Below are 11,474 nucleotides of genomic sequence, written 5' to 3'. Positions count from 1 at the left end.
ATGCAGACCATGGATTCTCTGCAGAAACGGATCAAGACCACCAGTGATCTGCTGGCCGTGGTCAAGACCATGAAGAGCCTGGCTGCGGTGAACATTCGCCATTTTGACCAGGCCGCGCATTCCATGATGGCCTATGCTGAGGTGGTGGAACAGGCTTGGAGCGTGCTTTTCCGCTCCGGCGGGATCATGTTGCCCACGCCCAGGGCGGATAAGAGCGTTGTCCTGGTCATCGGCTCGGATCAAGGCATGTGCGGCCAGTTCAACGAGGTAGCAACTCAGGCGGGGTTGTCCGTGGGCAAACGGTTGGACCAGGAGGAATTCAAGGCGACCTTCTGGTCGGCCGGATCCCGAGTTGGTGCGGCTCTGGAAGACAGCGGCAAGAAGCCGCAACTCCACTTCTCAATTCCCGGCACTTTGGGCGGTGTGGACCGAGTGGTGACCCAATTGGTTGAGCGCATGGCCGAGGCCAAACGCGATGGCACAGAACGGTTTCATGTGGTCTACAACGCCCAGAACGAAAGCGAAGGTTATTCGCCCAAGGATGACCGCGTCCTGCCGTTAGACGCTGCATGGGGCAAGAAGCTTGCTTCAGCACCGTGGCCCGGTCGCTGTCTGCCCCAGGCCCTGACTCCCGGCGAAATCATGTTTTCCGGTCTCTTCGCCCAGCACCTCTTTGTCTCCCTCTACGGTGCCATCACCCGCTCAATGGCCGCAGAAAACAGCGCCCGTCTGGCGGCCATGCACGCTGCCGAAAAGAACATCGATGAAATGCGTACAGAACTTCAGGGCAATTTCCGCCAGACACGGCAAAACGCCATCACCGGGGAGCTCTTAGACATTATAGCCGGATTCGAGGCCATGACATGATTATACGACATATTAATATTAAGTGGCGGAGATGAGGTTAAGCAACCGCCCCGGTACAGCAACCTAACAATTCAATGCGGCGTTATAGTAGCTGGGTGAAGTGCTATATTCTGGAGCGAGAGTGTGAATGGTTCGCCCTCCCATCGGGTGTAGCTATGATGTGTTCTCTTTCTCCTACGGACCACATCATGAACTATGCAAGACTTCAGCAAGCGGATTCTACTGATGAATGAGACGCTAAAGGCAACCCTTTTTTCATGTCCGTAAAAGGTGACCGCTCTTACACGACATACTGCACGAACAACGACAATCCACGCATATTTCGCAAAAGTTGCTTGGCAGAACAAGGCCTTGTGCTAATAGCAAGTTGTATACAGTCCCTTCTCAACAAAACTCACCAGCTGGAAAGTGCATGATCGTTAGGCTCCTATTACCCTTTGAGAGACTCGTTCAAAGTGCAAACCTAGAATTGTGAGCTCAACAACGGCTGGCAAGGCTTTGGGTTTGGTGAAAATAGTTTTTATCAAAATCCTCCAATATGAGAACCGTGCTTTGGAAACGGCCCCAATGGACCACAGGCTCTTCACAAACGCCTTAATGTCACTCCATACAATTCTCCCTCTTGATGTAGGATTATATGAATCCAGGAACCTGTTAATCCGTTCATAGTATTCTTTAGGAGAATAAAGGAGGCCCAGCAGCCTTTTATAGCCTTCAAGAAGAGTCTCGCGCCCCATCGAGGGTTTGAAATTCACGCAGGCGTCAGTGTTTTCTCCACTCAATCCGTCAACCAATCGGCCTTCGGACTGAAGGCGATGCCAAAGCCTCGTCTGCGGCAAGGCATTGAGCACACCAACCATTGCAGTTACTACACCAATATCTTTAATAAAATTTGCCTGCTGCTCAAATATTGAAGGTGTATCACTATCGAAACCCACGATGAAGCCACCCATCACCTGCATTCCATGCTTTTGGATGTCTCTGACAGCGGAACCAAACTCAATATTGACATTCTGCTTTTTGCCACACTCCTCCAAACTTTCCATCGATGGTGATTCAATTCCGATGAATACCTTATGAAAGTTGGCAGAGCTCATCATTCGCATCAGCTCAGTGTCATGAGCCATATTCACACTTGCTTCAGTCATGAACCTAAATGGATAGTTTCGCTGTTTCTGCCATGCTGCGAGTTTGGGCAAAAAGCCTTTGACGTGAGCTATATTGCCTATAAAATTATCATCAACGATAAAGACGGAGTCTTTCCATCCGGCATCATATAAGCTCTGTAATTCGCCTAACATTGTATCTGACTTTTTAACGCGAGGCCGCCGACCGTTCATGGCGACGATATCGCAAAACTCGCAGTTGAAAGGGCACCCGCGCGAATACTGCACAACCATCGAAACGTAATCTTTAAAATTCAACAACTCCCACGCTGGCAAAGGCGTTGATTCCAGGTCTGGACGCTCTGTAGCTTCGTACAAAGGTCCGGCCATCCCACGCACAAAATCATCGAGAAAGGTCGGGAGTATCGCTTCGGCTTCTCCTACTATAAAATGATCAACTTTTGGGAAGAGTTCTCGCTGCGCTTTAAACGCAGGGCCACCAGCAATGACTGTCTTACCAAGACGCTTTGCACGTCTGACAACTTCCTGCGCATTGGGGACCTGTACTATCATGGCACTCACCATCACCAAGTCAGCCCATTCAAGGTCAGCATCACTTAAAGAAGAGACATTCATATCAACGAGCCGCTTCTCCCACGCCGCCGGAAGAATTGGAGCAATGGTCAATAAACCAAGTGGTGGGAATGCCGCCTTTTTGGATACAAAAGACAAAACACTTTTAAAACTCCAAAACGTGTCAGGATATGACGGATAGACAAGAAGGGCTTTCATAATTTTCACCTCATACTCATCCTAGGCCTATTTGAGCAGACATCAAGTCAATTGATGTTATAAATCCAGTCAAGCATCAATGCTTTCAGCAGCCTGAACGCTCAACAGATCTATACACCCAAGGAACAAATACAGATATCCGCTCAATTCAGAGCGTTATTATTCCTGCATGGTGATTGACCCAATACTATAGGGAGTATAGCGTTGTAGTAAGGTCCAGCAATAGGTAGCGACTTGGGCTAGCATTTTTAAAGGAGACCATTCTATGAATGATACATGTGAAAACTGCCGTTACTACCTTCCCGTCGGAACAGGATACAAAGAGGATGGGATTTGTAGATTCTCCCCTCCAACTGTTTCCGTGGCTTCAGAAAAAGCAATGGGAGTATGGCCACGCGTGAAGGGAACTGATTGGTGCGGCCAGCACTCTCCTAAAGAATTAAAGGGCAAGCCTCACAGATAATGAGTCAACTTAGGAGGTTATAATGCCAAGAGTTCTCACAAAATTCAGGCACAAAACGCACCTGGCTGTCACCCTATCACTCATTTTGCTCTTCTTATTGTTCCTCCTTCAAAACACAGAGCAAGTACAGGTCGCATTCATATTTTGGACAATTTCATTGTCCCGCGCATTTATTCTTCTGGTAACCCTGCTTCTCGGTATCACCATCGGAATAATTGCTGCCATTGGAAAACTAAAACACAAAAGTACTCCAATCAATTCTTCAGACGATAGCGAAAGAGTCAAACTTCAGAATAAAGTTTTGAAGCGCAATGCTCTGATTTCAAAGATGCAATCTGACAGAAAAAACGACAAACAGATTATCGAAGCTCAAGAAGCAGACAGAATAGAAGCATTAGGCCACCTTAGTATTGTTAGCGACAACCAGCAGATCGCAAAGGAAAAACTATCAGCAACGAGGGCGGCCTTGAGTGACGCTCAAGATAACATCTTTTCACTTGAAGAGGATATTTCCCAACTAAACAAAGATATGAGAGCTAAAGACTTTGTTGAAAAAATCGTCCAGAACGATCTAAGAAGCGCGCTAACAATTTCCATATCACTGTCGGAATCAATTCTTGCTGACTCCAACTTAACAGAGGACCAGAATATCATTGTGGGTAATATCCGGGACAGCGGTAAAAAGATGCTTCAAACCATCGATTCAAGTCTGACATTATACCAGTTAGAGGAAGGATATTACAAAGTGGATTTTGTCACAGTAGACCTTCACGACATCATTTCTACCGTGGTAGGCCTCATTGGTGAAACCCTGTCGGTTTCCCGAATAAATGTTTCGATTGACTGCATGGACACTGAGGATCGAGACCAAAAAACATTTCTCGTATATGGTGATGCATTCCTTTTACACAGCACTTTCATGAACTTACTAGTCAATGCGTACGAAGCATCTCCTCCCGAAAAAACAATTTCAATCGTCCTCGGCAAAAATGATTATTGTTCAGTAGCTATTCGCAACTATGGCGAGGTCCCAGAGAGCATACGGGACACTTTTTTCAATAAAATGATCACCTCAGGAAAGAAGTTTGGGACGGGGCTAGGGACATACTCCGCCATGAAAATGGTCAAAGCTCAGAATGGGAACATTGAATTAGACTGCTCTGAGCCAGGGATGACAACCATCTATGTAAGTTTGCCGAAACCCTAGAGGGAGGTTGTTGAACATATCTTCTTACGCTTTATACTCAGATTATCGCTCTGCCCAAGTGGTAGGCAAATCATACTATCTCCCAAGATTGCACCCACGTCTTTATGACCTTGCTGAACTTGGGGCGAATGGAAGGTCTCTCTTCAAGCAGAAAGAATACTCCAAAAGAAGTATTCAAATAGAATAAAAAACATTGGCATCTTGCCAGACTCTGAAAAGTTTCGAGCCTGCTCTTTGGTGCCATCAAGCCTAGTGCCTTTCAATAAATTTGCCTTTCTATATTCTTCTATAAAGAGACTGTAGTCTTTTTCGTTAATGTGTTCGGGTGTCCGCACCAGTTGCACACTGTTTTTTCTTGGAAGGAAAACCTCTTCGAATCGTTTTGTCTTTGTGTTTTTGGCACTAGTGTCAAGAATTACGTTGGAGAAAATATCATAAATCATACTGACAACTTGTATATCGTCTTTTCTGTGGCACTCTTTACAGACTAGAAGCATACAATCCATAGTCACTCCTTAGTTTAGCCATGTATCGTTATCTGTGCCTCAGCCATGGTCCAAGTCACGACAAATCCAAAGTTCCTCAGTACGTTGACGGGTAGTTTTGGGAGTCTCATATCCTTTTCGCAAGAGGCATACGAACCTTTATGACTCACAGCGTGCCCATGTTGATAGTTGACCCTTTTTGTGTATCTTCGGACCGCTGTGTGGCCGATGCTTTTCATGACGCCTTTTCTGCACCCTCTACACATCAGACCGTGAAAGGGCTCGCCAACGATAATATTCAGTTTATCAAATTTTTGCTTTGCTGCGTGGGCGCCCTCAGGAGTCGTCTTCAAAATAGCGTGAGGTTCCGAGAACCCCGCTCTCAATTCCGCCAAGTTGACAACGTCTACACTTAGCACTACAAGCGGCTGAAATAATGATAAATTAACAACACATTATGTGTGAAAAAATGTGTGATTTTATTTCCGAAATCACCATACAACCTCAGAAAACACCGACTATCACAGAAAAGGTAACCCCCTGCCATGATAAGAAAACAAGGCAGGAGGCTGCTTTTCAGAAACGTGGTGGGTGGTTTTTGGAATCCCACCCTCGCCTTCGGCGAAGTGTTTAGTATAAGAAAGCCCCGGAAGAAGGCTCTTCTGGGGCATATTAATTGATATATTATCAGCGCCGAAGGCGCACATGGGATTCTTAAGGCCCTCGGCCTTAAGCCCGCCGGGAGGCGAAATCACCTAACAATCCCGCCGAAGGCGGCTTCCTACTCTCTCTTAAAAACTCAAATCGTGGGCCTTCTTCGCACCGCCATCGGCTTTCTTTGCTGTTTTGGCTGTTCCGGTCTTGGCAAAAATGCGCGGCTCGGCCTGCTTCATGAGCTTGGAGGCCTCGGCGTTGAGCGGGTTCTTGTCCAACGCGGCCTTGGCATTGTTGTATACCTCACTCCATTCGCGCTTGGTGAGGTGAAGCTTGGCCATGCGCAGGTAAAGGTTCTCGCTGGCACCGACGTAACGCATTGCATCCTTGACGGCGGCCATGGCTTTGTCCACCTCGTTCATTCCCTCGTAGCACTGGATGAGGGCGTTGTGGGCGCGGACATCGTTCTGCTGCACCTCAATGGCCTTGGTGAGATATTCGACGGCCTCGGCAAACATGCCGAAGGTGGTGAGTCGATTGCCGATGTCGGAATCAATGCCTTCGATATCCTGGAAATATTCTGAAATCTTGCGGAACAGCTTGCGGGCTTCCAACTGCTGATCGGCTTTGACCAGACTGGCGGCCTTGATCATGTTGTCGTCGAGCACGGCCAGACGCTTGCGGAGTTTTGTAACCCGGGCCTTCTCCATTGCGGATTCCAGCTTCTTGTGAAGCCGCATCAGGGTCTGGTAAAAGGCCTTTTCCTTGCCTTTCTGATACTTCAGCCCGGCAGGGAAAAGCTTCCGGATCATCTTCATCTTGTTGAGGTCGCGCAGGGCCTCATCAAGATGGGCATGAATCTCGAATTTTTCCGCACCGAAAATCTGGCTCGTGAGGAGCCCTTTCATGGCGTTGGCAAGGCTGGCGAGAGTCCGCAGATAATCGCTCTTTTTGGCGTAAGCGCGAGAGCGGGCGATATCTTCGCGGATTTCCTTGGCGGTTATTTTGGACATCGTTAAGCGGTTCCCGATTGTTGTATCGTTCCTGTTACAGCGCACGTTAATATACGGCAGATTATTTAGCAAGAGCATGAGAAATTAAGTGTGTCTTCCCAAATGGCTAGGATTCTTTAGGGAGCTCAGAAATCAGGGGTGGGCAGATATGACGAGTTGCAGACAAGGAATATGATCTCCCCGGTTGACGCGGGAGGTGTGTACGGATAGCCTACCGAGCCGGTATATTACCAGTAATGGCCCGTGCCTGTTGTCCGCAGCCAACATACACCCTGGAGCCCTCTTGAACGCTTTTCTCGTTGTCATCCTCGCATCCCTCGCTTTGTCGTGGCTGCTTGGCGTGTTGTCCAATATCCTTGGCAGCCGTCATCTGTCCCCGGAAGTTCCTGCTGAGTTCATCGACGTCTATGACGCTGAAACCTATGCCAAATCCCAACGGTACGCCCGTGCCTCCATGCGCTTTTCCACGCTGGCGGATACGGCCGGAACCGTATTGACATTCGCCCTGATTCTGGGCGGCGTGTTCAACTGGCTTGATGTCTGGCTTCGAACAATGGAGTGGGGGCAGATACCCACAGGGCTGGCCTATATCGGTCTGCTCAGTCTGGCGAGCTACGCCGTAAGCCTGCCGTTTGAGATATACCAGACCTTCGTTCTGGAGAATCGCTTCGGTTTCAATACCACTACGGTGAAGACATTCGTGACGGACCGCATCAAGGGGCTGGTTTTGAATACGCTGCTGGGTGGCGGCCTGCTGGCGGGTATCCTCTATTTTTTTGACAAGACCGGCCAGTCCGCATGGCTGTGGTGCTGGGGATTGGCGACCGCCTTCACCCTTGGCCTGACATACGTGGCTCCCACCTGGATCCTGCCGTTGTTCAACAAGTTCACGCCGCTCGAGGAAGGGGAACTGCGAACCGCGCTGGTGGAATATGCTCGCAAGACACAGTTCGAATTGAGCGGGATTTTCGTCATGGATGGTTCCAAGCGATCCACCAAGGGCAATGCTTTCTTTACAGGATTTGGCAAACGTCGACGCATAGCCCTGTTTGATACTCTCATCGACGATCAGGATACCAGTGAGATCGTGGCCGTGCTGGCTCACGAGGTGGGCCACGCCAAGCGCGGGCACATTCGCAAGCGACTGGCAGTGGGCATTCTCAAGACCGGGGTCGTCTTCTACCTCATGTCCATTTTCATGCATTCTCCCGGGCTGTTCGCGGCATTCGGCATGGAGAATATGTCCAACTATGCCGGGCTGGTGTTTTTCGTGCTGTTGTATACCCCGGTGTCGCTGGTACTTTCTGTGCTGGCAAATCGTGTGTCGCGCAAGCATGAGTTTGAGGCGGACGCATATGCTGCCGAGACGACCGGCGATCCCGGGGCCATGATCTCCGCACTGAAGAAGCTGTCGGCCAGCAATCTCTCCAATCTGACACCTCACCCGTTGACCGTTTGGCTGGACTATGGCCATCCCCCGGTGCTGGAGCGGGTGCGCGCCTTGTCCAAACAAGTGAAATAATCATCGATTCATGCCGTCTTTTGTGGCAAGTATGGGATAATTACGATTATTCCAGCTACTGGAGGAGCCATGAAGGAAGTTCCCTTTGATCCGGCCAATGATGATATCATGGAGCGGTTGCGCAACGTACCCGCCTTTGATGCTCTGCCTGACAGCCATATTCGCGAGGCCATGAAAGCCGCGTCCATTCGCCGTTATGACAAGAATGAAGTGATTATTTCCGAAGGTGAATTCGACAATCAGGTCTTCTTTCTGATTTTCGGAGATCTGGAGATTTCAGTACATGGAACAGTGGTGGGCTCGCTCAAACGGCTCGGGGATGTCTTTGGTGAGATGGGTATCATCGACGGCAGTCCTCGATCAGCTACCATCACCACCCGGAGCACTGCGCTGGTAGTCGCGCTCGATGACACGGCTATTGGCGGAATGGGCGATGTCAGCAAAATTTTCACCCAGGCGGTCATGTACCGGGTCTTTGCCGAAGTGCTGGCCGTTCGCCTGCGCGATGCCAATGATCATATTTCCGAGTTGAACGAGGAATTGGACAAGCTGAAAGGCTAGTTCCCGGAGAGAAAAAGAAAAAGCGGCGCATCCTGATGGGTGCGCCGCTTTTGTTGTTGGTGTTGGTTTAGAAACGTTCGAACTGGTCATCGATGTTATGAGACAGGGCCTTGCGTGGTGTCGGTGTGGCGACAACGCGCACCGGGTTGCCTTTTACCACATGGGAGCCATTCCCCTTGCCGTGTCCGTGGCCATTTCCGTAGCCGCTGTCGTCCACGGTGAAGAACTCCATGGTTTCTTGCAACTGCACAGCCTGGCTGGAGAGCTCCTGCGAGGTGGCGGAGAGCTCTTCGGAGAAGGACGCGTTCTTCTGGACGACCACGTCGAGGTGCTGGATGGCTACCGTGATCTGCTGGGCGGAAGCGTGCTGTTCCTGGCTGGCTGCTGCCACTTCCTGAACCAGGGTCTCATTGTGGCGGATGTCCTTGACGATCTGTTCCAGCATGGTGCCGGCCTTTTCGGCCACGGCCAGGCTGTTGCCGGTCAGATCGCTGATCTCGGCTGCGGCCACGCCGGAGCGCTCAGCCAGCTTGCGAACTTCAGCGGCGACCACTGCGAACCCCTTGCCGTGCTCACCGGCACGAGCTGCCTCAATAGCGGCGTTGAGTGCGAGCAGGTTGGTCTGACGGGCAATTTCTTCGATGATAGAGGTACGGTCCGCGATGTCGCGCATGGCGGTGACGGTCTGCTTGACCGCGTCGCCGCCTTCACCTGCGTCCTTGGCGGTCTTGACCGCGATATCCTTGGTCTCCTGAGCGGTTTCCATGTTTATCTTGATGTTGTTGGCCATGGTTTCCACGGAGGAGGAAATCTCCTCCACGCTGGCGGCCTGCTCGACGGAACCTTCACTCATCTGCTCGGCAGAGGCGGCGATTTCCTCACTGCCTGCGGCCACCTGCTCGGCGGCTGATTTGACGTCGTGAACCACACGGCGCAGGGACACGACCATGGAGCCCATGGAACGCATCAGGTTGCCGAGCTCGTTGGGAGAGTCGCTGGAAATGTCGCGGACCAGATCGCCGTCGGCCATGTCTGCAGCCAGGGTCATGGCCTTGCCCACAGGGGTAACCACAAGGCGCTTCATGAACATGAAGATGAGCAGGATGAGAAGGATAATGATGCCGCCGCCGATGCCCATGAGCACGTAGCCCTGTTCCACGGCTTTGGAAGCGAGGTCCACCTCATAGGCGGACATGCAGACGATCCAGCCGGTTGACTTGTCGGTGTGGAAGACCATCAGCTTGGATTCACCGTCCCATTCGTAGGTGATTTTCCCATCCTTTTCGCGCATGGCGGTACGAACGAACTCATGCTGGCTATAGTCCTGCAAGATAACGGATTTGTTTTTGGGATGGTAGATGAAGTGACCGTTGGAATCGAGGATAAAGCCGTATCCATCATTGCCGATGACCACGGGGTCGATGAATTTCTTGCAGAAGTTGAGCCAGTTGGCGAAAATGCCTACACCGCCGATGACCTTGCCGTTCTCGTCACGGACAGGTGCGCTGACGCCGAAAAGGAGAGAGCCGTCGGTTTTGGCCTTGAAGATCGTTTGGGAGACAAATTCATTTTTGCCGGAAAGTGCCGCCTGAACATAGGGGCGGGATGAGAGGTCGAGGCCTGCGAGGTTGCCGCCGTCAAATGAAGCGCCAGCCACGCATTTGCCTGAGGCATCGAAAACCAGGGTTGCCCAGAGGTTTTTGTTGCTTTTCACATAGGAGAGCATCTCCTGGTGCGGAACTGCTTCAGCCCCGGACAACATTTTTTGAATATGGTCGCTTTCTGCCAGCATCTTGGCAGACCCTTTGTTGCTCTCAATGAACAGGTCGAGGGTTTCCGTAATATTCTTGGACACGGTTTCCGCTGCCTGCGTTTCGTTGTGCAGCACCATGTTGTACGATGAATCCTTTACGTAAAAGACCAACGACGTCACGCCGATGACGATCAGCGCGATGGTCGGAATAAGGATCGCTCGTGAGATTTTACTCAGAAGCCAGTTGATCATATGGTATCTCCCTCAATTATTGCGACAGGATGCTTGTTGTGAGTTGAATGGTAACAAACTGATAAAATTAGCTAAAACACTTTTTAAGCGTGTGTTTTAAATACGCGTGACAGTCTAAGATATCACGTAAAAAATTATGTGGAATAGCATTATAATCCATATATGAAAAATACTTCAGGCGTCGCAGGCATTCTAGGAGAGGGGAGCAGGTTCACACGGTAGTCGTGGCTTTTTTTTATTCCTTTTGATACGTATTTCAGACACCTTCATCAGATACAGGATCATTGCATGAAAGAGTTCAAATTCAGCCCGGAAAACAAGAGCATTCTGGCGCAGCTGCGAAAGATGCCCATTTTCGACGCCATGGAGCCGGAACAGTTGGCCGAGGTGGTCAAAATGGGGCGTATTCGCCGCTATGATGAAGGAGAGGTGATTATTGCCGAGGGGGAGATGGATCAGATGGTGTTCTTCCTCGCTCAGGGCAGTTGCACCGTTCAAGTAGAAGGTCTTGGCGTGGGAGTGATATCCAAAGTGGGTGATGTCTTCGGCGAAATGGGCATGGTCGATGCCGAGCCGAGGTCTGCCACAATAACAGCCCGCGAGCAGGTTATTTGTCTTGCCATGGACGGATCATTCCTCGACCAGATGAAAACAGTCGACGATCTCGCGTCCAAGGGGTTGTTTTATCGGATATTTTCTGAAATCCTTGCGGCCCGTGTTCGTGACGCCAACGCTCGAATACTGAAGCTGGAAGATGAACTTAAAGATTTGTCGGTTCAGATGCCGAGTATATAATCGC

Annotated in this window: 9 protein-coding genes; 5 read left to right on the top strand and 4 right to left on the bottom strand. The window is 50.3% G+C overall.

Annotated features, from left to right (window positions below):
• Positions 1-867, top strand: coding sequence for a F0F1 ATP synthase subunit gamma (locus HFN16_RS01215; protein WP_168888966.1), 867 nt, complete (start codon positions 1-3; stop codon positions 865-867).
• A 419-nt stretch (positions 868-1,286) separates the two neighbouring features.
• Here the strand turns inward: HFN16_RS01215 and HFN16_RS01210 are convergent, their stop codons facing one another.
• Positions 1,287-2,765, bottom strand: a complete 1,479-nt coding sequence (locus tag HFN16_RS01210; RefSeq protein WP_168888965.1) for a B12-binding domain-containing radical SAM protein — start codon at positions 2,763-2,765, stop codon at positions 1,287-1,289.
• Between the two features lie 485 nt (positions 2,766-3,250).
• Here HFN16_RS01210 and HFN16_RS01205 point away from each other — a divergent pair, with 485 nt between their 5' ends.
• Positions 3,251-4,435: a HAMP domain-containing sensor histidine kinase gene (locus HFN16_RS01205; protein ID WP_168888964.1), complete on the top strand. Its 1,185-nt coding sequence runs from the start codon at positions 3,251-3,253 to the stop codon at positions 4,433-4,435.
• Between the two features lie 143 nt (positions 4,436-4,578).
• Here HFN16_RS01205 and HFN16_RS01200 read toward each other — a convergent pair whose 3' ends face one another.
• Both HFN16_RS01200 and HFN16_RS01195 read right to left on the bottom strand, forming a co-directional pair.
• Positions 4,579-4,941: a hypothetical protein gene (locus HFN16_RS01200; protein ID WP_168888963.1), complete on the bottom strand. Its 363-nt coding sequence runs from the start codon at positions 4,939-4,941 to the stop codon at positions 4,579-4,581.
• A 770-nt stretch (positions 4,942-5,711) separates the two neighbouring features.
• A complete protein-coding gene (locus tag HFN16_RS01195; RefSeq protein WP_168888962.1) occupies positions 5,712-6,587 on the bottom strand; it encodes a tetratricopeptide repeat protein in 876 nt (291 codons plus the stop codon).
• Positions 6,588-6,870: 283 nt separating this feature from the next.
• Between HFN16_RS01195 and HFN16_RS01190 the strand changes: the two genes are divergently transcribed.
• Both HFN16_RS01190 and HFN16_RS01185 read left to right on the top strand, forming a co-directional pair.
• Entirely contained in the window at positions 6,871-8,109 is a 1,239-nt protein-coding gene (locus tag HFN16_RS01190; RefSeq protein ID WP_168888961.1) for a M48 family metallopeptidase, read from the top strand.
• Positions 8,110-8,178: 69 nt separating this feature from the next.
• Positions 8,179-8,670 carry a cyclic nucleotide-binding domain-containing protein gene (locus HFN16_RS01185; protein WP_168888960.1) on the top strand — a complete coding sequence of 164 codons (492 nt, stop codon included), beginning with the start codon at positions 8,179-8,181 and terminating at the stop codon, positions 8,668-8,670.
• Positions 8,671-8,737: 67 nt separating this feature from the next.
• Here HFN16_RS01185 and HFN16_RS01180 read toward each other — a convergent pair whose 3' ends face one another.
• Positions 8,738-10,675 carry a methyl-accepting chemotaxis protein gene (locus tag HFN16_RS01180; RefSeq protein WP_168888959.1) on the bottom strand — a complete coding sequence of 646 codons (1,938 nt, stop codon included), beginning with the start codon at positions 10,673-10,675 and terminating at the stop codon, positions 8,738-8,740.
• Between the two features lie 288 nt (positions 10,676-10,963).
• On the opposite strand from HFN16_RS01180, the gene HFN16_RS01175 reads away from it, so the two are divergent.
• The gene (locus HFN16_RS01175) at positions 10,964-11,470 is read left to right on the top strand and encodes a cyclic nucleotide-binding domain-containing protein (RefSeq protein WP_168888958.1); all 507 of its coding nucleotides are present in this window, start codon (positions 10,964-10,966) and stop codon (positions 11,468-11,470) included.
• Positions 11,471-11,474 lie beyond the last annotated feature (4 nt).

The organism is Pseudodesulfovibrio sp. zrk46 (assembly GCF_012516435.1).
Classification (GTDB): Bacteria; Desulfobacterota; Desulfovibrionia; order Desulfovibrionales; family Desulfovibrionaceae; genus Pseudodesulfovibrio.
The sequence above is the reverse complement of the archived record's forward strand: the minus strand, read 5'-3'. Positions and strand labels throughout refer to the sequence as shown.

Bases quoted from the DNA above. Each gene is read 5' to 3' on its own strand.
- HFN16_RS01215 (WP_168888966.1), top strand. From the start codon at position 1: ATGCAGACCATGGATTCTCTGCAGAAACGGATCAAGACCACCAGTGAT.
- HFN16_RS01210 (WP_168888965.1), bottom strand. From the start codon at position 2,765: ATGAAAGCCCTTCTTGTCTATCCGTCATATCCTGACACGTTTTGGAGT.
- HFN16_RS01205 (WP_168888964.1), top strand. From the start codon at position 3,251: ATGCCAAGAGTTCTCACAAAATTCAGGCACAAAACGCACCTGGCTGTC.
- HFN16_RS01200 (WP_168888963.1), bottom strand. From the start codon at position 4,941: ATGGATTGTATGCTTCTAGTCTGTAAAGAGTGCCACAGAAAAGACGAT.
- HFN16_RS01195 (WP_168888962.1), bottom strand. From the start codon at position 6,587: ATGTCCAAAATAACCGCCAAGGAAATCCGCGAAGATATCGCCCGCTCT.
- HFN16_RS01185 (WP_168888960.1), top strand. From the start codon at position 8,179: ATGAAGGAAGTTCCCTTTGATCCGGCCAATGATGATATCATGGAGCGG.
- HFN16_RS01180 (WP_168888959.1), bottom strand. From the start codon at position 10,675: ATGATCAACTGGCTTCTGAGTAAAATCTCACGAGCGATCCTTATTCCG.
- HFN16_RS01175 (WP_168888958.1), top strand. From the start codon at position 10,964: ATGAAAGAGTTCAAATTCAGCCCGGAAAACAAGAGCATTCTGGCGCAG.